Origin of the sequence: Streptomyces sp. NPDC001851, from assembly GCF_040297165.1 — a bacterium.
Taxonomy (GTDB): domain Bacteria; phylum Actinomycetota; class Actinomycetes; order Streptomycetales; family Streptomycetaceae; genus Streptomyces.
The window spans coordinates 42,452-63,144 of the sequence record NZ_JBEOYR010000032.1 but is presented as its reverse complement, the minus strand read 5'-3'; the positions used below and the strand labels follow the sequence as shown (position 1 = coordinate 63,144).

Sequence of the window (20,693 nt, the reverse complement as noted above, 5' to 3'; positions counted from 1 at the left end):
ACACCTCATTCCCGCAGGCGGAACACGGCCGGCGCCGCGGGGGCGGAGACGCCGCCCGTCGCCACGCCGAGCGTGCCGAGCGCCGCCTCGACGTCGTAGGGGTCCTCGTCGGCGGGCAGCGACCGCTCCGGCCGTCCGCCGCTGTACGGCGCGGGATCGACGGCGGGCGCCGGAACGGTCTCCAGTGCCGCGGTGAGGGACTCCAGCAGGTGCGCGAGTCGGTCGCAGCGGGCCACCACCCAGGCCGTGTCCGGTCCCGGCCCGGCGGCCGTGAGACCGTCGTACTCCTGGGAGAGGCCGGCGAGGAACCGCTCCGCCTCGTGCAGGTGCGGCCGCACCTGGGCGGGAGGGGGGACGGCGTCGGACTGCGGCTGGGGCAGCGCCCGGCCGATGGTGCGGACGAACGCGCGGGGGTCGGGCACGCCGTGCTCGCCCTCCAGGCCCCGGTCGATGGCGTCCCGCACTCGCATCAGATCCAGCAGCGGGGTGCGCAGTGCGGCCTGGGCCGCCTGCGCGCAGCGGCCGGCTGCCGCGGACAGCCGCTCCCGCACCGCCTCCCGGCCGTGGCCCGGGTCTGGTGCCGGGGGGCGTCCGGCGTCCCCGGCGATCCGGGTCCGCCACGTGTCCAGCGCCTGCGTCGTCTCGGCGGGGAGCCCGCCGGTCCGGGCCCGGGTGACCTGGACGCGCCGGGACATGCCGGCGCCGAGGCCGGAGAAGTACTCGTCCAGCACCTCGTAGCCGCCGATCGCCGCCGGATCACCGCCGCCGACCTGAACGAGTTCGGCGAGCAGCGCGTGGTCGGGCCGCAGGGAGACGTGGTCCTGCACCTGGGCGCGGGTCAGCCAGTCCTGGTAGAGCTGCGGCGTGCTGATGCCGATGGCGTGCAGCCGGATGCCGGTGTCGGCGTGCAGGTGTTCCATGAGGCTGACCGGTTCCTCGGTGGCCATCAGCACCTCGCCGGAGCCCTGCTCGCCCTTCGGCGCCCAGTGCGCGCCGTCGCTGACCAGCACGATGAGCTTCTCGTTGCCCGGCTTGTGATGGTGGTAGAGGAGGTTGGCGGCCTCGTGCAGCGCGTTGCCGATGTCGGTGCCCGCGTTCTGGGCCTTGAGCACGCCGACGGCGTTGCGGAACAGGTCGGACTCCGCCGGGGTGCCCGCGTCGATCTGGGCCATGCCGCCGCCGGGCGGGAAGATCTGGCGGGTGCGGTGGGTGAACTCCAGCAGCGCGATCCGCGAGACCCGCCCGCCGGCCTGAAGGCGTACCTCCAGCAGATGGCGCAGTGCGTCCTGCAGCGCGCGCATCCGGCTCAGTCCGGCCCGGGGCGGCCGGGTGCGCGACCCGATCAGGCCGCGCCAGCGGGAGGTGGCGGCGGTCGCGGCCGCGTACTCCGCGAAGGGAACGATGTCCTCGCATTTCATCGAGCCGCTGCAGTCCGCCAGGACCACGACGTCGACGCCGTTGCGGGCGCCGGGCACGAAGAGGTCGACGGCGGTGCGCTCACCGATGGCGAGGATCACCTCGCGCCGTCCGCCCGAGTCGAACTGCCGTACCCGGTAGGGCACCGAGCCGGCCTCCAGCCACATCTCCTGATCGTCGGCGGGCACCCACAGCGCCCGTCCGGCCAGTCCCGTGCCGGCCAGTTCCCGGCCGGCTTCGTCGAGGGAGCGCTCGGTGGGCGACTCCAGCTGCACGGAGCGCGCCTCCACCACCGGGGCCGCGTCGAGCCGCCAGGCGGCGCGGTCGGCCGCGGCGTCGAAGTCGGTCGCCCTCGCCAGGTCCTCGGGCACCGCCAGCAGTCCGGCCGGCACCTCGGCCAGCGGTACGACCTCGACGGCCACGGCCGTGGCGTCGTACCCGGCACCGAGGCTCAGCACCCGGTACCGCTCGCCACCGGGCGGTCGTGCGGCGGTCTCCCACTCCGCTGCGCACACCCCGACCCGGGCCCCGGCGAGCACCCCGCCGGCCGGCACGACCACACCCCGGGTCAGCCGGGGATCCGTCGTCGTCCCCGTCATCGTCGGCTCCGATCGCCCTCGAACCTCACGTCCACGCCCAGTGCCTGGCGGTACCGGGCCGCATGCGCCCCCTTGGCGCCGATGAACCGTCCGCGCAGGGACTGCGGCAGGTCGACGAAGAGCAGGCCCCGCCGTTCCGCGACGCCGTCGCGCATGCGCGGCGCTTTGTACTCCACGAAGCGCAGTGCGTCCGCGATCTCCGCCCGGCCCGCTTCCTGTTCGCGCACCAGCGTCCGCAGCCGCTCGAACAGGCGACGGCCCTCCGTCGCGGTGTCGCCCAGCCGGGTCAGTTCCCGTTGCCAGTCCGGCTCCGCCCGGCGTACGTGCTCTGCCAGGCGGCGAGCTCCGTTGCCGTGGCCCGGGTCGTCGGCGAGCCGCCGCAGCAGGGCGTGGATCGCGCGGTAGTCCACGGCGAGTTGGCCGTGTCCTGTGTTGCGCAGGTTGTGGCCCAGCAGGGCCAGCGACACGCGGGGGCCTCCCCGGCGGCGTGCGGCCGTGGCCACGATCTGCCGGACCAGCTCGGGTGGGGCCGCGGCGCGCGGGGCACGGTGGTGCTCGCGGCACAGGCCCAGGCCGACCTTCTCGTGGCCGTAGGCCTGCCAGCGGTGGACGTGCCGGGGGCACACCTGTCGGCCGCACGGTGTACCCGCGGGGTCCGCCCAGTCGCACCGGACGCGGCCGGCGCCGCGGCAGCCCTCCTGCTCGCAGACGGGGAACTGGCGTCGGTGGCAGGCCGGGCAGTAGTCCAGGTCCGGGTCGGCGGGGTGCGGGTGGCGGTGCGCGTCGCACCAGGCCTCAGTGGTGCCGCACCGAGGGCCCGCGCAGCGGAAGGACGCCGGCCGCCCGCACTCCTTGCAGGAGGGGTGGTGGGCGGCGCACGTCGCGGTCAGCGCCCCGTCGAGGAGCACCACATGGTCGTCGCACAGCCTGGCGGGACGTCCCTCCTTCTCGCAGAGCTCACAGGTGAAGGGCCCGTAGGCCGTGCGCCCGCCCCCGGCGCAGGCCGCGCAGGCCGCGCGGGTCAGGTCCGGGCGTTCCCGCACGGCGACGACGTCGAAGCGGGTGTCCTGGCGGACGACCGTGACGCCGGGGCCGCAGCGGACGACCTCCAGGACGATGTCTCCGGTCTGCGACTCCCAGCGGAACGGCGTGCCGGTGCGCAGCGGGCGCCCCAGCAGGGTCGGCTCCAGCTGCTGCCACAGCTCGCCGTAGGCCTGCGCGGTGGTGAGGCCGAGGTCTGCCTCCCGCAGGTCGAGGACGACCTCGACGTCTCCTGCGGGGACTTCGGCGGGTGCCGTGGTCACTGCTGGTTCCCTCCCCGTGCCTGACCCTGGTCGCGGCGGCCGTCCGGAGCGGCGCCCGGTCCCTTGCCGGGGGGCCGCCGGCGCCGGTGCGACGGTGGCCGGTCCTCGCGGCGCGGTCCGGCGCGGCCCGGTCGCCCCGGCTCGTCGCGTCCCCGGCGCTCCCGCAGCGGTTCGCCCGCGGCGAGGGCCGCGCGCCAGGCCTGAAGCATGAGGGCGGCGCTTCCCGGGTGGCTGGCGACGACCGTCGGCAGCAACGGGCCGCCCGGCCGGGTGTCCGTCAGCCCCGCGCGAAGCGTCTCGGCCGGCGGCCGGCGGGCCGTGTCGAGCCGGAGCAGGTCCTGGCCGCACGGAGGCCGGGTCCGGCCCGGCAGCTCGACCAGGTTCAGCAGGGGCAGGAGCTCTTCGGCGGTGGCGTCCAGCTTGGCGAGTTCGGGGACCAGGTCGTCGAGGAGGGCGCGGGCGGCCTGCCGGGCGGGGCGGCGGCGCTCCCGGCGCTCCCCCGCCGGCCCGCCTCGCCGCGGCTCGTCGCGCCCTGGGGCGTCTCGTCGCGGGCCGCCTCGTCGCGCGTCGTCCCGCCCTGTGTCGCCCCTCCGCGTGTCGTCTCGGTCCCGCCCCGGCTTCTGGGGGCGGTCCTCGATGAACACGGCTCGCAGGCCTTCGGCGACGGCGCGGGCCCGGTTGTCGTCCAGCAGGTCCTGCCGGACGGGTCGCTGCCGTTGGCCCTTCCTCGCCTGCCCGCGGGCGCGCAGGGCGAGCGCGTCGAGGAGCAGCATGTGCGCCCGGACCTCGGCGAGGGTGGCCTGCGCGTCGAGGCAGCGGACCAGCACGGTGCGGCCGTCCTCGGCGGGCGCGAGGTCCATGCGGTCCAGGTGGCTGATGCCGTCGCGACGGCGCAACTCCGCGTACACCCGCTCCAGGTGGCGTTCCGTCACGGGACCGATCTCCCGGGCGGTGAGGTGCTCGCCGGAGTCGGCCAGCCACCGGGACCCGATGCGGTCCCGGCGTCCGCCCGGGGAGAAGGAGCCCCGGCCGGCGAGCGCGATCAGCGTGGGTGAGTGCCGTCGCAGCAACTGGTACAGCAACTCCCGTTCCACCGGGTCGGTCGTCTCCAGCCGGTGGAGGTCGCCGTCCGGAGGCACGGCGGTCCCGTCCAGCGAGACGCCCGGTACGGTGAGGGCCCCGCCGGCCTGCCGCGCCGCGTCCGCCACGGCGGCGATCGCTTGGGCCAGGACGTCGAATCCTTCGGCTCGCGCCGCCCGGGTGCCCCACCAGGCCGGCGGAGTCACCAGCCGCATCACCGCCCGGTGGCGCTGGTGCGGCAGCAACAGAAGCCGCTCGCCGCCCAGTTCGGGAAGGCCGCGGCGCTCCACGGCCGTCATCACCATGTCCCGGTCGGCACCCTGCACCGCGAGCCCCTTGGCCAGCGCCTGCCGTGCCGCTCCCACTCTCGTCAGACTCACCAACACACGCAGCACCCTAGTCAGGGAAGTGGAGGGAATACCCGAAGTTCCCATATTTCATCATTTACCGCTGGAGCGAGCTAAACTCCGGCCGGTCCTGGGGGCTACCGCAGCACCGTCCTCGCCCCGCCCCCGCCGCCGAGGGCGGGCGGGACCACGTCCGGGCTGTACCGACGACCGGACAGCCGTACGGCCACGGAGTCCGCGAGCACCACCTGATCCGATGGGCCCAGGCGCACCGGCTCGCCCGGCTCCAGGGGGCGCGGGCGGCCCAGGACGTGGCCCTCCCAGCGCCGGACCGCCGTGCCGTGCGAGGACCCCACGTCCCTCACCGACACCGTCAGGGCGGCGTCCGCCTCGATCAGCAGGTGCCTGCGGCTGACCCGGGCCACCGCGTCGCGGTGCTCGCGGCCGATGCCGTCGAGGTTGATGCCGTGGGTGAGCGCGCCGCGGCCGATCTCCAGGCAGCCGTCGGCCTCCAGCGGGAAACGCAGGAGTACGGCCTTGTCCTCGTCCAGGTCGAGGCGCTCGACGAGCAGTTCGCGCGACGGCCTGCGATCGCCCACCCTCACCAGGGGACGGCCGCACCGGGGATCAGGGCACACGGGCTCGCCCGTGCGCCGATCCAGCTCCGGCCACAGCAGGAGGCCCTCGGGCCAGACCTGGGCCATGAAGCAGCGTGAGGCGCAGCGCCACACCGAGCGCACGACGTCCTTGTGGTCCTTCAGCCCTCTGATGAAGAGGTCCTTGTCCTCCTCGGCCCGCGACTTGACCTGCCCGGACACCGGCACGATGCCGCTGGGGACGAAACGCAGTCCGTTCCCGTCCCGGCGCCAGCCGTGGAAGCGCTCGGGCTGCTCCTCGATCCAGCGGAACTGCCGCCGCAGATCCACGAACCGGTCCTGGCTGACGATCTGGAGGTCGCGCTCCTGGGCGAGGGAGAGCAGTACCGGATCCGCGAAGGGCACCACCCTCAAGAGCCCCTGCCGACACCGCCGGTCGAAGTCGGCGCGCTGTTCCCCGGATATCTGGTGCCGCAGGGCCCGGTCGACGACCAGGACGAGTTCGGCGCCCGCCCCGTAGCGGTCCCGCCACGCCTCGGTGACCTGGTCCAGCCGGCTCAGCAGGGGGCGCTTCGATCGTGGTCCGATCTCGTCGGACCAGCAGACGTTCGAGACGTCGACGACAGCGTTCATGTTCGGCACCTTCGGGAGGTCAGGGCGCGGGGTTCGGGCCGGTCCGCCGGTTACGGCGGTTCCGCTGGGTCGTGGGCACCAGACCCGGCGCACGGTTCAGGTCACGCGCCGGGGCGTACGGCTCCACGGCGAGGCGGGGTCTGGGGCAGGAGAGGGTGAGGTGGGCACACGAGGGCGAGCGAACGCGCCGTCAGCGGCGGGCCGGCGGACGGCCCATGCTCGGGAAACGCCGCCGGGCACGTCGTACGGGTGCATCCGTCGTGGGATCGGCGGGCTGTCGTGCGGTGGAGTCCGACGGGTCGTGCGCCGCGCCTGCGCCCTCCGGCTCCCAGGGTGCGGGCCCGTCGGCCATGGCGGGCCGATTCGGGTCGCGGCCCAGCCACCGCAGGGGCCGTGGATACCGGCGCGGGGAGTGCCGGTACGTCACGGGGCGCCGGCGCGCCCCGGACTCCCCGCGGACGACCTTGTGGACCTGACGCCAGGTGCTGAGGGGGCACAGGCCCATCTGCCGTCCGAAAGCGGCCAGCGGCACGTCCTCGTGGCTGCGCACGTTCACCCAGTTGGAGTGGCCACGCGACCGAGCGTTCCACGCGCCGTCCCGCACGGCGACGGAGGCGTCGGAAGTCTCACCCCGCCAGTGGGCGATCCGCAGGACGCGGGCTCGTCCCTCGTCCCGGTCGATCACCAGACAGGGTCGGTGCTTGCCCCCACCGCTCGGCTGGCACCACCAGATCTCGCCGGGGCTGGGGAAGCGCTGGCTGAACGGCCGCATGGCGGCTGCCCAACGGGACCGCGGCGCGGGACTGACCCTGCGGACGACGAGGAAGAACACCACCGCCACCAGCATGACGGCGAGCGTCTGCGCCTCCGCGACCAGACCCCAGACGCCCTTGGCATCACCCTTCGCCATGCGCAGCGCGGCCGGCTCGACCCGCGACCTCACCCACAGCGCCACCACGACGGACAGCGTGACCAGCCCCGCGGACTGGGCGAGCAGCAGCCACGCCCGCACCCGCCGGCGATGCCCGGCGCGCCACGTCACGAGGCCCGCGACGGCCAGGGCGATGCCGAGCAGCATCCAGGGAGCGGCGAAGGGCGGGCGGACCGGCGGCGACTGGACGGCCATCAGAGCCGGGACGGTCACCGGGGCGGCGAGCAGGTATCCGACCGGAACCCAGACGTGGAGCAACACCAGCCCGGCACAGCCCAGTCCCGCGCAGGACGCCGTGTCGTCATGACTCATCCGATATCTCTCTGAACGGCCGGAAGATGAGCCGCGAACGTACCGATCCGCATGCCACGCGCGAGGGCGGCTTACGTTGTTATCCGATCTCTCTCCGAACACGACCAGTGAAATGCCGCAACGAAGCCAATTTCGACAACAGATGACCGACTTTTGTGCACGACCGGCCGGCACAGGTGCGCTGCCCTCGCCCCGTCGGCTGCTGCGTCGTTCGGCGGTGCATCCGGTGTCGCTGACGTGGTCGAGCCAGGTGACGTCGTCGGTCTCCCCCAGGGCGATGTGCGTCATGAAGTGGTCGGGGGCGGCGCCGTGCCAGTGCTCCTCCCCTGGCGGCGGCCACCGGATCAGGGCGACGCCCACGACGACGCAGAGGGTCGGGCACGTCGCCTACTGCCGCGACACGATGTTCAAGCGCCTCGGCATCAACCGGCGCACCCTGGAGCGGCACATCGCCGTCCTGCGCGAGCTCGGCCTCCTCGTCCGGGCCGTCCACGACAGCCGGACCAACACCCGGCCGCGACCCCGCCGCCCGCACGAAGTCCCGTGGTGGTGACGTGCAGCGTGGCCGTCCTTGGCGGCTGCCTTGGAGGACCGGGTGTTGCTGGTGGCAGCGCACTGGCGCACGTATCTGACGTTGCGGCAGGTGGCACCGGTGGCGATCGGATCGTGTCCAGCATGGCGCGAGAGCTGTGCAGGGCCTTGATCTCCTCGGTCATGCGTGCTCGCCCCTTCCTGAGGTGGCCGAGTAGCTCAGGTCAGGCGGGGGCGAGCCCGGCGGCGCTCTCGTCATCTGTAAGGCAAGGCAGGGCCTGCGCGATCACCGCTGTGGAGAAGCCCGGTAGCCGCTTGGCAGCCGCTTCGGAGTGAGGAGGCCCTGCCTCGTAGTAGCGCAGCAGGCGCTGGTGAACGCCGGTGCGAGCGACCATGTCCTTCATCCGCATGCAGGCCTGCCTCCGCGCGGCTTGACTCTGACACGGATGTCAGAGTTTAGCGTACGGACTACGAGCTGCCAGAGGGCAGTTCGTCAGGGAGGGAGCCATGATGTCCGGACACTCAACGGCCGTGGTGCTCGGCGGCGGTGGGCTCGCCGGCATCGGCTGGACCATCGGGGTCCTGGCGGCGCTGGAGGAGCAGGGGTTGCTCCGGCTGGATTCCGCCGACTGCGTGATCGGTACGTCGGCTGGCGCCGCGGTGGCTGCCGCCGTGCTTCAGGCCGAATCGGCGGGCGCCGAGTTCGACAGAATCGTGCGCAAGTCGCTCCGCAACAACGAACTCGCTCCGGCTGTAGCGCTGGCTGATGTGCTCCCCGACGTCCTGGCCGTCCACAGCAGCGGGGACTCTCCGGCGGTGAAGACCAGGCACTTCATACAGCTGTCCCGGCAGCATGCGGGGATCGATCCGTCGCGACGCCGTGCGGCCATCGCCGGGCGCGTCAAGAGCGACACCTGGCCGAGCGATCGTCTGTACATCACCGCCGTACGCGCCGACGGTAGCCGCACGGTCTTCACCAGCGCCTCAGGAGTTGGCCTTGTGGACGCTCTCACCGCGAGCTGCGCCGTTCCGGGGCTGTGGCCTGAGATGCGCATCGGAGGAGAGGACTACATCGACGGCGGTACGTTCTCCCTCACCCACGCCGAACTCGCCCGAGCGGCCGAGCATGTGATCGTGATCCGTCCTACGCCGGAGCTGCCCCAGTACCTGACCGAAGAGCGTCAGCAGGTCCTCGAGCGTGCCACGCTGATCGAGCCATCCGAACGCGCTCGCGTCGGCTTCGGCCCGGACCCCTTCGACCCGGATATACGAGGCGTCGCCGCGATTTTCGGCTACGAGGACGGGCTCACAGCGATTGCCTCGCTCGCCGGCCCGCTACCAACGTCTCTCAGCCCGCGCTGAATTGCCGGTCGGAGCAAGCCTCGTCAAGTAGAGCGACTGGCCTGGCTCAGAAGCCCAATAGGTCGCAGCCGAGGTGGCCGCCGGGGCCGTTCCCTTCCGGCGCACCGGACGGGCGTCTATTTCGTCCCGTTGGCCTTGTTCGCCCTGGTGCGAGCGAGCCGATAGGACTCCGTGCCGGTCGATGAGGGTGGCGTTGAAGGTGCGCCGGTCGACGGTCGCCGCGCAGAGCAGAGCCGCGGGTCGGTGAACGTCTTTGACCAGCCCGTGAAGGCCTCGTTGGAGGCGATCGCGATGCTGTTCTTCTCCTAGCGCTCCGTGAGAACCTGGAAGGCATCTCCGCCCCGTGCCGGTCCAGTTCGAGGCAGCCGAGTTCGTCGATTTCCAGAAGGTCGACGCGTCCGTAGCGGGTGATGGTCTTGCCGAGCTGCTTGTCGTCGGCGGCTTCGGCGAGCTCATTTACCAGGGCCGCCGCGGTGGTGTAGCGGACGCGGTAGCCAGCCAAGGCGGCCGCGCTGCCCAAGCCGATCAGCAGGTGGGACTGCCGGTGCCGGAGTCCCCGATCAGACCCCCGCGGCTGGAAGGTCATCGCTGTCTCGAACGCCTCTGCCGGCAGCGGCAGCAGGTGCGGCGCTCCCGCGCGAAGTCCTGGGGCGTCCTGGGACGCCCTGGCCGACCCCTCCATCGCCGGGCCGCACCTGAACTGGATCCGCGGCCGCTACCAGGACATGTATGCGAAGACCGGTGGCGTACCGGCGGCGCCAGGGGCTGACCACGAGCGGCTGCATCGGACCAAGGCGCACTGAGATCCGCGGAACGTCTTACGCCATGAGAGTCGGTTCGTCTCCCGGAGACGGATGGCTGAAAGGCCGGTCAGCCGTACGCCATCAGGGCCGAGGCGGAAATCTGGAGGGGATACGGGCCCTCGTTGTTGAGCACCACATACGTCGCCGGGGGCAGCTCGTTCAGCAGGTCGCTCATCATCGCCTCGGACAACCGGGCGCTCGTGTCGAAGCTCAGCACGTCGGTCGAGGCGTACTCGCGCGAACTGTAGACGAAGACGGCGGAGCGCCCGTCGTAGATCGAGGCGATGACGAGGTGACGGCGGTCGCCTCCCGAGGTGACGTACCAGACGCGGCTTCTGCGCAGTTCGGCCGCGATCAGGTCGAGAACGGGCTCGCCGGCGGCGTACCGGGCGCACAGGCCCGCGACTTTGTCCGTTGGGGTGACGGGCGCGGGAGCGGGAGGCGGTGTTTGCGGGTGTGCTTCCAAGGGCGGCGTTGGTGCGGCGGCCTCGCTGGTGCGGGGCGGCTCCGGTTCGCCGGCCTCTTCCGCGCGGCCCGCGGTCCTGGTGAACCGGTAGGGGACCGGTGAGGCCGGGTTGATGTGGATCGTGCTGCCCACCGGGAGCGACGCCAGCAGTTGCACGCCGGAGACGCGGGTGGCCGTGATGCCGTCGGGAAGGTGGCTCGGTGAGCTGAAGACCGCTGTTTCCGGATCCGCCGTCGCGGAGGTGGTCACCTTCGCCACCGCGACCGTGATCGACCTGAGCGCACGCTCCACCGCCGACTGCGGCCCGTAACCGGTCAGGGCCAGCTGAGCGGCCTCGTCCAGCGGATCCGTGGGCGTGGGAAAGTTCAATGCGAGGGGCGAGGGGCGGTAGTGCTCATTGGTCTCGTATCCGGTGATCTCGCCATCGGCTCCTACGGTGAACGCGCCCCGAATGCCGTACCCGGGCACCTCCCCCTGGGGATCGAAGGCGGGGTCGATGGCGTACAGGTAGCCCCCGGCCATGCGTCGTGCCGCGGCTCTCAGTTCGTCGGTCACCGGCGGGACCTCGGCCCTGACCTCCGCCGCTGTGCGGACAGGGCCGGGGTCGTCGGACCGAGGATCGAGGTAGCGGGCGCGCACCGCCTGTGCCCGCGTGGGGTGTCCGCTCTGGTGCAGGGCTTGCGCGAGGTTGTGCGCCGTGGTGGCGAGACCCGAACCGCCGGGGCGGGCACCCTGGGCCTGCCTCAGTGCCAACGCCTCTTCGAGAAGGGGCACCGCCCGTGCCGGGTCGCCGCACTCGCCGTACAGCGTCCCGAGGTTGGCCAGCGCGTTCGCCAGTTCCTCCGCCGTGCCCGGGTCGCCGCCCATGCCCCGCAGCACGCCGACGGACTCCTCCAGGTGGCGGCGCCCCGCCTCCGGGGAGCCGGCCGCGGCCAGGGTCGAGCCCAGTTGGTTGAGCGCGCCCGCGAGATCCAGGAGGGCCTCGGGGTCCTGTGCGGTCAGTGCGCGCTGGAGTTCCACCGCTTCCTCGGCGTACGGGATCGCCTGGCTCGTTTGCCCGAGATCGTGCAGGACTCCCCCGTAGGCGCGCAGCGTCTGGACCAGAGCGTGGCGGATGCCCGGCCGGTCGTCCGCCGCCAGGTGCCGCCGGTAGGCGGCGAGAGCCTGGGCCAGATAGGGCTCCGCCTGCTGCGGCCGGTGGGCCGCCCGGAGCTTCATGCCGTAGTCGGCACGTGCCCCCGTCAGCTCCAAGTCGTAGCGCCCGGGGTGCTGTTGGGCCGCCTCGCCGTAGAGCGACAGGGCCTCCGCGGAGCATCCGGCGGCGGCGTGTGTCCGCCCCAGGGCGTACAGCCGCAGGGCGTGCGCGTTCAGGATCGCGGCGCGCTCCGCGGTGTCCAGCGGCTCGGGGGAGGACAGCGACGACCAGGCGCCGTCCACTGCGACGGTGCTGACTTCCAGCGCCGCGTCGTCCAGTCCTGCCGCGGCGAGTTCGCGGCCGGCTCGTGACATGGCCTGTGCAATACGCCCGTTGACCGCCGCGTCACCGGACTCCCGCATCCGGCGTGCCAGGGTGACCGCCTCCTGTGCCGCCGTCGCTGCGCGCTCCGGGTCGCCGGCCCGCTGGAGCCCACGAGCGTGCCGGGCGAGTTTCGTCAGCCGGGCGCTCGCCTGCCAGGGTCCCTCGCCCTGCCACGGCTGCGTCGCCGCCTGTACGAGACTGCCGCTGATCTCGACGGCGATCCTGGCCCGGCTGTCGCTGCCCACCGGGAAGGGGAGCAGGAGGTCGAGTGCCTCCAGTTCCCTGATGGTCAGCCGGGACTCGGGGGCTGCACTGCTGTGTCCGGAGACCGCCGCGCGGATCTGCTGCTCGAACCGGTCCGCGGCCGTTTCCAGCGCGGCGGCCACGTAGCCCCGGGGATGGTCGAGGATCAGCGCCCGCAGGGCCCCGCCGATGCGCTCGGGGACCGTCGGCGCGGCCGCCGCGTCCTCGGCCGCCGTCCCCATGGCTCTGATCAGGACGCGGGCGCAGTCCCTGCCCTCGAACCAGTCGTCCGTCGCGCACAGGGTGCCGAACAGGCGCTCCGCCTCGGTGTCCGATCGGCTGCCGGCCGCGAGCGTGTGCAGGACCGAGTCGGCCAGCCGGTCGGGGCCGGGGGCCCGCCACAGCGATCGGTCACCGCCCGGGTAGAGGGCTTGCAACTGCCGTGCCCTCCTGGCAAGTTCTGCCTCCGCCGCGGTCGCTTCGACGCGTTGCAGCGTGCGCACCGCTGCTTGTTCGTCCCGTGGTGCGTACAGGCAGACCAGTGCCAGGAGCAGGCGGGCGCGGTCATGGCTGAGGGGCAGACCGGCGGCGGTGAACGCGCCCGCCACGTAGCGCTGCTCATGCTCGACCAGCCCGGCGATGGGGTGCTCCCGATGGTCCAGCGAGGCGGCCCGTCCCTCGGCCGCGTCGAGGACCTGCAGGAGTGCCGCGGCATACAGGTGCAGCGTGGTCGGTACGACGTCGGGGCGGCCCTTGGTGATCGAGTGCGCCGATTCGGGGGCGAGGCGCATCCCTGCCTGCTCGGCGACCTCGGTGAATCGTGCGGCCGCGGCCCGCCACACCTCGCCGATCCGGGCTTCGCTCATGCCGTCCGTGACGGGCCCCAACCGCGTGACCCGCCGCTCGATCCACTGATGCCGGTGGCTGCCCACGGAGAGTTCCTCCCACCATTCCCCGGTGTCCCGGGCGAGGAGGAGCAGCTTCACCGGGGCCACGCCGTGCGCGGTGGGCAGTTCGGTGACCGTGCGGAGCAGTTCCTCGATGCGCGAGCGGTGTACCTCCGCGGAGTCGACCACCAGCAGGGCGCGGCCCGACAGCCGAGGCAGTGCGGCGACGGCCGCCAGCTGACGGTCCCAGCGCCGGATCGACCGGGCGAGCGAGCCCGTCTCCGCTCCCCCGCCGCCCTGGTACCGACTGGGTGTCTGCTCAAGGTCGAGGACGCCTGCGGTCCAGCCCAGCCCGCGGAGCCGCGCGCAGACCTGCAGAGCCAGTGTGGTCTTGCCCTGGCCCGAGGGTGCGCAGACGAGTCGTAGCGCGGTGCCACGGCCGTCGCGCGCCCACTCGATCAGCTGCGCCTCCTCGGGCCGGCTCACCAGGGGGTGCAGCCCCGCCTCCGGAGCGAGCCAGGTCCACGGCCGGTCCGTCGGGGCGGCCGGTTCCGGGCCGAACAGCAGGCGCTCTGCGTGGGTACGGGAGGCAGGCGGCTCCGGCTCGGCGTGATGGCCGTCGGCGTAGTAGATGACGATGTTGCCGTCGCCGGTCACGACGACCGAGTCGACGATGTGCTCCGCGGCGACCCAGCGGTCGCCCGAGCCCGGCACGCCGCCTGTCACCCGTTGATCCGGTTGTTATCGCCGGTGACGACGGTGCCGCCCGTCATGTGCCGGACGTTGACAGCACGTTCACCCAGAGTCGTGACGTGCGCGCCCGACAGGGCCAGCAGCGCGCCGAGTTCGCCGGCCAGCTCCGGATCCTGTTCGAGGATACGGCGCAGTTGTCCGCGCAACGCGGCCTGGAAGTCGGGGTCTTGGGGGTTCTCGGCCAGATCGCGGACGGCGGATTCGAGTTCCTCCCGATGCCGGTTCCGTCGCGCGAATCGCTGCAGGATCTCCCGCCCGAGCGTGACGGTGGCGTCCGCCGCCTGCTCCCTGACCCGGGTGAGCACCGCGGTCCCGTAGGCGCCGATCGCGGTCACCACGTAGGGAGTGATCTCCGCTGCGGTCAGACTGGCGTCCATGTGCGACCTCCGTCGGCTCGGCCGGCCTCCGCCCGGGTCGGCGCGCAGTGGCCCCTGAGATCTACCGTACCCCGGCGCAGCGGAGGCGCTCCGCCCTGACAGCCGTCTACGAGGAAGTCCCGCGAGCCGCCGGCGCCCATATGACGACCAGCCCGATGACGACCAGCCCGCATCGGGCGCATGTCGTCTTCACCCAGGACTCCCAGGTCGGTTTCCGCCCGAACGCTTTGGAGTTTGCCGCTGAGAAAGCAGCCATTCGCGTCCTTGAGCCAGTGGCCGACGCTGCTGGAAACCTGCTCAGCGGCCAGGCCGCATGAACCGCTCGGGCCGTAGAACTCGCAGCCGGTCACGGACAATGGCAGCATCCCCGCAGGAAGCACGCGGGGAAAGCGTGACATCGCATTCCCCCTGCTCTTTGTAGGCGTGTACCGCCACGGTGCGCTCGCCGAAGTTGTCGCCGCGCTTCGTGCCGCTCAGGAGCCTGACCCGTCGCGGCACGGCTGAATGGCCTCGTGCCGGCGCAGGAGCGTGCGGATGCAGGCGAGCTCATCCTCCAGGCGCTGACGGGCGAAGGGGTCGCGGTCGAGGCCGCGGCGGATGAGGTCGGCCTCGGCGCGCTCGCGCAGCAGCTGGGCGGCGTGCTCGGGGTTGCCCGTGACGCCGACGGCGGCGGGTTCGGGGAAGCGGGGACGGCCCAGACTGAGATTTTCCACGGGGTCGGCGGCGGTGTCGGGGGTGGCGGCCATCAGGCGGGCCGCGCGGCCGTCGCCGTGACCGGCGGCCACGGTGATCCGGCGGGCGATCTCGTACATGGCGGCCGGGCCCTTCAGTCAGCGCTCGCCGGAGTCGAGGGGGGCGGTCGACGGGACGCCGCAGGCGGCCGGCGTCCAGGACGCCGGCGAGGTGGTGCTGGCCGGCATCGGCATGGCGGACGGCGTCGGTCAGCACGGCCGGGATACCCAGCTGGTCGACGAGGGTCGGGGCGCGGGCGGCCAGGCGCAGTGAGGCGGGCCCGATGCCGGGGAGGCCGCGCCAGCAGGTTTCCAGGCGCAGCTGGATGCCGGGCAGCCGCCTCCAGGAGGCGAGGAGGTGTCCGGTGCGATCGCCTCGGCCGGCGGCCAGAGCGCGGACGAACTCGGTGGCGGTGCCGAGCAGGACGGTCAGCCCCTCCCCCGCATGCTGCTCCAGGTCGTCCCCGGTCAGCGGGGGCGGGCCGTGGCCGTGGGCGTGAGCAGCGGATCGCGACTACGACGCGGAGTACGACGAGGCGGTCACCATGAGCGACTGTCACCGGGTGTGGGGGCCGATCCGCACCACCTGGGCGGCCGCGGAGCGTGGGGGGACATCATGCGCAAGCGCTCTGCCTGGGAGGGCAGGTGGGACTTCCTGCCGTCGGGCGGCGGACACCGCGCGCTTGGCGATGCATGCGCGGCGCTGGACGTCCTGCGCTCCCTGGCGAAAGGCTGTGGGTTCGCGTTCTCCGAAGGGGACTCGAACCCGAACCTACGGGGTAGTGCGGCCATACCGCACCCGGGCAGGTCCGGGTTTGCTCGGTCCCACCGAACCGGCGGTGCATCCGGCGTGAGGTCGTGGGGCGGGCCAGACCACCGCAGGGCTCGCAGGGACCCGGCCGCTGGCATCATCGCGGATGACGAGGCGGAAGAGGCCCTCGAACTGCTCTGGGGTGCCGTGGCGGTGGACAGCTGAAACTCCCGCCTGACGAGTGCCGTCCTGGCTCGGCTGGTGGCCGCGATCAGGCTACGACGGGCCAGCGGTCCCAGCCTGGGCGACGTGTCAGCAAAGCAGCTCGTGGTGCCGGGCTCTGAGACCCCAGCCCGCTCCAAGATGACGACCGACCCGGCTCATCGAGTGTTTCGGTTCAGCCACCAGTGCCATATTGGCTGATAGGGCGCCCAGTGCAGGCGGGCCACCGGAAACAGGGCGATCCAAACGGTTCCGATGACGATGGCCAATGCGCTGATCTTGGCCTCTGTCTGGTCGGGGCCCGCGTGGGGCGTGCTCAACCAGTCCAGCGCAAGCACCTCTGCCAGGACTTGCGCCAGCATCACGAGACTCCACGCCAGCCCAAAGGCGGCCCTGGCAAATTGAGTCAACGCCTTCGGCCACCGTCGGCGCAGCGATTGCCGTAATCGCCTTCTGGCTGATTCTTGCCGTGCGCCGGCCGTCAATCCCTCACCAGCGGAACCGAGAGCCTCCAAAACGGGAACAGCGACCTGCCGACTCCAATCGCGCAAGGAATTCCCGTAGATGGCCAGCTCCACTGATCCAGCCACGATGATGACTGGGGCAACTGCTGCGACAGTCGTAGCAAACGGCTCGGTCATCTGCATGACCTCACCATCTCAGATGATCGCTGAGCGTCGCAGGAGGTGAGTCATGCCGTTGGCTGGCTGACCGACTCCCCTGACCACCACCGCAGTTCACTGGCGCGTACACCCGATACGACGGTCGGCGGCACTTGGCGCAGCGGCGACCGCGACTCCGCCCGGCCCTGTTCAAGGAATGCGTGAATCGGATGGGGAGTGGACATGCTGATCGAGAAGGTGTTCCGGAGCAACGACGTCCCCACACTGATCCTGCCGGTCATCGGCCGAATCGAAGTCCGTGAGGGATGGTGGCCGGTCTCCCCGGACGCAAGCGGGTGGGGCTGCTGACGGGTGCTGGGGTGTGTTGCCGGAGGTGAGCGCCCGTGCGCCCTGTACGCCCTCTGCCCGACCACCCCAGGTGCGGCGCATGGTCGAACGCATGGGGGACGCCTGGGAACAGGAGTGTGCGGGCCGCGGTGACGGCAGCGGATGCCCGCACGGGGCCGTACTGACGATCGACGCGGGGATCCCGGTGTACCGGTGCGACGACTGCCGGCACTACTGGGAACTGGACGAGACGGAACCGGGACGCCGGATGAGCGAGGATGATGCGCTGACCCGGCCGTTGGGGGATCCCAGGGAAGCAGGCCCTGGGACAGCGGCGTAGCCGGATTGCGGAGAGGCCCGCCACAGGGGTTGCGGCCGGACCTCGGTCAGTCGGCATACGTCTCGATTCCCCAAGTCAGGCGGCGCAGGCGGCGATCGCTGACCCGGCGGATCCTCCGGCAGGTCGGCGCATCGCATAGCTCGGGGCGGCGGACCACCTCCGGGCGGGTGTTCTCCGGGGAGTTCACGGCGAGCATGTCCAGTACCTCCTGGGTGGGCGCGGGCATGAAGAACCGCTGCGCGCCCTCGCGTCCACGGCCTGGTGCTCGGTGGCGAAGGGCCGTATCGCCCTCTCGTAGGCCATGAAGCCTGCCCGGTGGTCGCCGCGGGCCTGTGCCAGCTCGCCGTCCACGTCCAGTACGTGAGCGCCGTTCAGCGCCTGCGACGTGCCGCGTCCCGAGGTGCGGGCCGCGCAGTAGCCGACGTCACCGAGCAGGGCGACTCGTCCGCTGGACCAGGTGTCCATCAGCACTTGGACGTTGGCGTCGAACCAGACGTCCTCGGACTTCCGCATCTGTGCCAGCAGCCGCGGGATCTCCCAGCCCTCCCCGGTGAACCGTTCGGCGACGATCCTCTGTTGTTCACCGGTGCCGTGGCGGTCGTAGGCGAGCTCCTCGGCGGCGAAGTGCAGGGCTGCTCGGGCTCGGCCGCCTGCGTCGCCGGCGAACATGTTGGCCGCTTTCCCCGGGGAGACGTAGAGCTGCCCGGTGTGGTCCAGGCCCGGATGGTTCGGCAGGCTGAAGAACACAGTGTGGATGCCCAAAGACTGCACGAAGTGCTCCTCGGGGCCGAAGGCCAGCGCTCGGGTCCGCGCCATCCTCACCAGCTGCGCGTCGTGGCCGATGGCCGATGCGATCAGCTTGCAGCGGCTGCGAGGACCGGGGTGACCGCACCGCGCCCGACGGGATCCCCGCAATACCTCGAAGGGGTGATCCGAGCTGTTCGAGCGATGCAGGCACACCCCGCGACAAGGCCCGCTTGACCACGGCGACCCAATAGAACATCCATCCACGATCTGCCCCGGATTCGCCCGTGACAGACCCGTCCGGGGGCCGTTGTTAGAGCACCAGTACCCCTCATGCGTCCAACTGGAGGACTCCGTGAATCCTCTGCCCGTCCCCGAGAATCCCACCGCCGTATTCGAACGTCCCGTGCCGTCTGTCCCGTGCTCCGCACGGTCCGGGCGGCAGGTTGACGCCGCCACCCCGCGCGCAGCGCGACCGGATACGGGGTGGGCGGCATGAGTGAGCCCACCGATGCATCACCCGACGACATCCCGGGGCCGCGCACCGCCCCGCTGGAGTCCACGCCCTCTCCGTCGCCTCCTGGACCGGCGTCGGGGCCCGAGGCGTCCTCCGCAGCCGAGCCGGATGAACCATCGGGAACGGCCGCCAGCGAGCCGCAGATGCGGTATGTCGATCTGACGGGCAGCCGTGAAGCGGCCGGCCGTTCGATCAGGATGCGCGACATGGCCCGGCGGCTGCCGCAGCTGGTACGCCGGTCACTGGCTCTCGCGTGGCGGGTCGACCGCCGGGCGACCATCGGTCTCCTCCTGTGCCAGGCCGTCACCGGCGTGATGCAAGCCCTCGGCCTGGTCGCCATCAGCGGCACCCTGACCGCCCTGCTGACCAGCGGAGACGTCTACCAGCGGCTCCTTCAGGCGTGGCCGTCCGTGGCCCTGCTGGCCGGCACCGCCGGCGTACGCGCTCTTCTGGGGATCGCCGTCTCCTGGTTGTCTTCCCGGTTGGGCCCGCTGATGTCGCGCGAGGCGGAGCAGATGCTGCTCACCGGGTGCGCCGAGGTGGAGCTGTGCGCCTATGACGAGCCCGACTTCAACCACGACCGCGAAGCCGCCGACCGCGGGGCGCAAGTCACCGGGGACCTGATCGACGAGGGGCAGGACCTGATCGCCTCGTCGGCCTCCTTCGTCGCGGGTGCGATCGTACTGGCCGGTGTGCACTGGGTCCTTCTCCCCCTTCTGGTCGCGGCCAGCCTGCCGCAGGCCCTGGCACAGGTCAGCGCCGCTCGTGTGCGATATCTGGCGAATCTGCGCAGCAACGGCGACCTGCGGATGCTGTCGATCCTGCGCTGGCACATCTACACCAAGGAGGCTGCCGACCAGATCCGTGCCGGCACCATGGCCGGATTCCTCTCCGGCCGGTACCGGCAGACGGTCACCCGGATCAACCGCGAGGACCGCGCCGCCGCCGACAAGGGAGCCCGCATGTCCCTGATCGGCGCGCTGTGCGGCGGCGTGGGATCGGCGGTCGTATGGGCGGCGGTCGTGTGGCTGCTGGCCACCGGCCGCATCAGCGTCGGACACGCCGGCACGGCTGTGTTCGCCCTGCAGACGGTGGGCCAGTCGGTCCGCGGTCTGGTCTCGGTAGGGGCGCGCGCCGTGCGCACGGGTCTGTACATGGACGACTGGAGCGGCTTCCTGGACAAGGCCGGAGGGTTCCGCATGCGCCGGGGTGCGCATCGCCCGGGGCCGCCGAAGAAGATCGAGGTCAAGTCGGTCACGCACCGGTACGCGGGCAAGAGTCAAGACGCTCTGTCCGACGTGACGCTCACCCTGCGCCAGGGCGAGGTGACCGCCCTTGTCGGCTTCAACGGCTCAGGTAAGTCGACGCTGTCGAAATTGATCAGTGGCCTGTACCTGCCCACCGAGGGGCAGGTGCTGTGGGATGGCGTTCCCACCGGCGACGCCGAGCCGCAGGCGCTGTGGAAGCAAGTGGCCCTGGTACCCCAGACCTACGCACGTTGGCCCTTGACGGTGCGGGAGAACATCACCCTCGGGCAGCCCACGGCGCGTGGCGACGTGGCGGTACGCGATGCGTGTGAGGCCGCCGGCGCCGACGAGGTCATCGACAAGCTCGGCGCCGGCCTGGACACCCTCCTCGCCCGCGAGTGGCTCAACGGGGAGGAACTGAGCGGGGGCCAGTGGCAGCGCATCGCTCTCGGACGGGCCTTCTTCCGCCAGGCGGGGCTTTTGGTCCTCGACGAGCCGACCGCGAACCTCGATCCACTTGCCGAGTACCGGATCTTCCAGCGGCTACGGGGGCTTGCCCGGGACCGGGTGGTACTGCTGGTGACCCACCGCATCACCAGCGTCGCCGTAGCCGACCGGATCGTCGTGCTCGACCAGGGCAGGGTCGTGCAGGAGGGCACCTACGAACAGCTGGCCGAGCAACCGGGTCTGTTCCGGCAGCTGCTGTCGTGCCAGGTCTCCTCGGATGCCCGGGACGATGACGAACAGCAGCAGGCCCCCGCATGAGCACACGCCCGCGCAAGAGCAGCGTGCTCACAGACCTGTCCGCCACAGTGGGCACACAGCACACCGCCATGCCGGCCCGTCCGGATGCCGATGCGCTGACCGGCCCACATCCATCTCGCGCTCCCGTTCTGCGGCGAAAGGGGGTTCTGCTCCGCGGCTGTATCCGGGGCAGCGACCCGGGCGTGGACACCGCGGTGCCTGGGATGCCCGAGCAACACGATCACGCAACCACGGTCGTGCCGGGCGTGCGCCCGACTGCAGCCGAGG

The 20,693-nt window shown here is 72.0% G+C and carries 17 protein-coding genes and 2 pseudogenes; 7 read left to right on the top strand and 12 right to left on the bottom strand.

Annotated features, from left to right (window positions below; translation table 11 throughout):
* Positions 1-5 precede the first annotated feature (5 nt).
* From ABT171_RS34945 to ABT171_RS34925, 5 genes are all read right to left on the bottom strand, one after another.
* Positions 6-2,015 carry a vWA domain-containing protein gene (locus ABT171_RS34945; RefSeq protein WP_351250421.1) on the bottom strand — a complete coding sequence of 670 codons (2,010 nt, stop codon included), beginning with the start codon at positions 2,013-2,015 and terminating at the stop codon, positions 6-8.
* Positions 2,012-3,319, bottom strand: coding sequence for a hypothetical protein (locus ABT171_RS34940; RefSeq protein WP_351250420.1), 1,308 nt, complete (start codon positions 3,317-3,319; stop codon positions 2,012-2,014). Before ABT171_RS34940 ends, ABT171_RS34945 begins: the two co-directional genes overlap by 4 nt.
* Positions 3,316-4,779, bottom strand: a complete 1,464-nt coding sequence (locus tag ABT171_RS34935; RefSeq protein WP_351250419.1) for a hypothetical protein — start codon at positions 4,777-4,779, stop codon at positions 3,316-3,318. The genes ABT171_RS34940 and ABT171_RS34935 overlap by 4 nt, the downstream gene beginning before the upstream one ends.
* Before the next feature lie 104 nt (positions 4,780-4,883).
* The gene (locus ABT171_RS34930; protein ID WP_351250418.1) at positions 4,884-5,975 is read right to left on the bottom strand and encodes an FHA domain-containing protein; all 1,092 of its coding nucleotides are present in this window, start codon (positions 5,973-5,975) and stop codon (positions 4,884-4,886) included.
* Positions 5,976-6,165: 190 nt separating this feature from the next.
* Positions 6,166-7,218, bottom strand: coding sequence for a hypothetical protein (locus ABT171_RS34925; RefSeq protein ID WP_351250417.1), 1,053 nt, complete (start codon positions 7,216-7,218; stop codon positions 6,166-6,168).
* A gap of 226 nt (positions 7,219-7,444) precedes the next feature.
* On the opposite strand from ABT171_RS34925, the gene ABT171_RS34920 reads away from it, so the two are divergent.
* Complete coding sequence (locus ABT171_RS34920) at positions 7,445-7,771, top strand: hypothetical protein (RefSeq protein WP_351250416.1); 327 nt, start codon at positions 7,445-7,447, stop codon at positions 7,769-7,771.
* A pseudogene (locus tag ABT171_RS34915) lies at positions 7,746-7,873 on the top strand (helix-turn-helix domain-containing protein); the annotation flags it as partial. The gene ABT171_RS34920 and the pseudogene ABT171_RS34915, both read left to right, overlap by 26 nt.
* A gap of 100 nt (positions 7,874-7,973) precedes the next feature.
* Here ABT171_RS34915 and ABT171_RS34910 read toward each other — a convergent pair.
* Positions 7,974-8,159 carry a MerR family transcriptional regulator gene (locus ABT171_RS34910; RefSeq protein ID WP_351250415.1) on the bottom strand — a complete coding sequence of 62 codons (186 nt, stop codon included), beginning with the start codon at positions 8,157-8,159 and terminating at the stop codon, positions 7,974-7,976.
* Positions 8,160-8,256: 97 nt separating this feature from the next.
* Here ABT171_RS34910 and ABT171_RS34905 point away from each other — a divergent pair, with 97 nt between their 5' ends.
* A complete protein-coding gene (locus ABT171_RS34905) occupies positions 8,257-9,111 on the top strand; it encodes a patatin-like phospholipase family protein (RefSeq protein ID WP_351250414.1) in 855 nt (284 codons plus the stop codon).
* Between the two features lie 116 nt (positions 9,112-9,227).
* On the opposite strand, the pseudogene ABT171_RS34900 reads toward ABT171_RS34905, so the two are convergent.
* From ABT171_RS34900 to ABT171_RS34890, 3 genes and pseudogenes are all read right to left on the bottom strand, one after another.
* A pseudogene (locus tag ABT171_RS34900) lies at positions 9,228-9,675 on the bottom strand (ATP-binding protein); the annotation flags it as partial.
* A 306-nt stretch (positions 9,676-9,981) separates the two neighbouring features.
* The gene (locus ABT171_RS34895) at positions 9,982-13,755 is read right to left on the bottom strand and encodes a type VII secretion system-associated protein (RefSeq protein WP_351250413.1); all 3,774 of its coding nucleotides are present in this window, start codon (positions 13,753-13,755) and stop codon (positions 9,982-9,984) included.
* Positions 13,752-14,159 carry a hypothetical protein gene (locus ABT171_RS34890; protein WP_351250412.1) on the bottom strand — a complete coding sequence of 136 codons (408 nt, stop codon included), beginning with the start codon at positions 14,157-14,159 and terminating at the stop codon, positions 13,752-13,754. The genes ABT171_RS34895 and ABT171_RS34890 overlap by 4 nt, the downstream gene beginning before the upstream one ends.
* 155 nt (positions 14,160-14,314) lie before the next feature.
* Here ABT171_RS34890 and ABT171_RS34885 point away from each other — a divergent pair, with 155 nt between their 5' ends.
* Entirely contained in the window at positions 14,315-14,476 is a 162-nt protein-coding gene (locus ABT171_RS34885; protein WP_351250411.1) for a hypothetical protein, read from the top strand.
* Between the two features lie 156 nt (positions 14,477-14,632).
* Here the strand turns inward: ABT171_RS34885 and ABT171_RS34880 are convergent, their stop codons facing one another.
* Positions 14,633-14,971: a hypothetical protein gene (locus ABT171_RS34880; RefSeq protein ID WP_351250410.1), complete on the bottom strand. Its 339-nt coding sequence runs from the start codon at positions 14,969-14,971 to the stop codon at positions 14,633-14,635.
* Between ABT171_RS34880 and ABT171_RS34875 the strand changes: the two genes are divergently transcribed.
* Positions 14,970-15,164, top strand: coding sequence for a hypothetical protein (locus tag ABT171_RS34875; protein WP_351250409.1), 195 nt, complete (start codon positions 14,970-14,972; stop codon positions 15,162-15,164). The two genes, ABT171_RS34880 and ABT171_RS34875, sit on opposite strands and share 2 nt — an antisense overlap.
* Before the next feature lie 857 nt (positions 15,165-16,021).
* Here ABT171_RS34875 and ABT171_RS34870 read toward each other — a convergent pair.
* Complete coding sequence (locus ABT171_RS34870) at positions 16,022-16,510, bottom strand: hypothetical protein (RefSeq protein WP_351250408.1); 489 nt, start codon at positions 16,508-16,510, stop codon at positions 16,022-16,024.
* Positions 16,511-16,913: 403 nt separating this feature from the next.
* On the opposite strand from ABT171_RS34870, the gene ABT171_RS34865 reads away from it, so the two are divergent.
* Positions 16,914-17,153, top strand: coding sequence for a hypothetical protein (locus ABT171_RS34865; protein WP_351250407.1), 240 nt, complete (start codon positions 16,914-16,916; stop codon positions 17,151-17,153).
* Between the two features lie 183 nt (positions 17,154-17,336).
* Here the strand turns inward: ABT171_RS34865 and ABT171_RS34860 are convergent, their stop codons facing one another.
* Positions 17,337-17,969, bottom strand: coding sequence for a Rossmann-fold NAD(P)-binding domain-containing protein (locus tag ABT171_RS34860; protein ID WP_351250406.1), 633 nt, complete (start codon positions 17,967-17,969; stop codon positions 17,337-17,339).
* Between the two features lie 588 nt (positions 17,970-18,557).
* On the opposite strand from ABT171_RS34860, the gene ABT171_RS34855 reads away from it, so the two are divergent.
* Positions 18,558-20,426, top strand: a complete 1,869-nt coding sequence (locus ABT171_RS34855; RefSeq protein ID WP_351250476.1) for an ABC transporter ATP-binding protein — start codon at positions 18,558-18,560, stop codon at positions 20,424-20,426.
* Positions 20,427-20,693 lie beyond the last annotated feature (267 nt).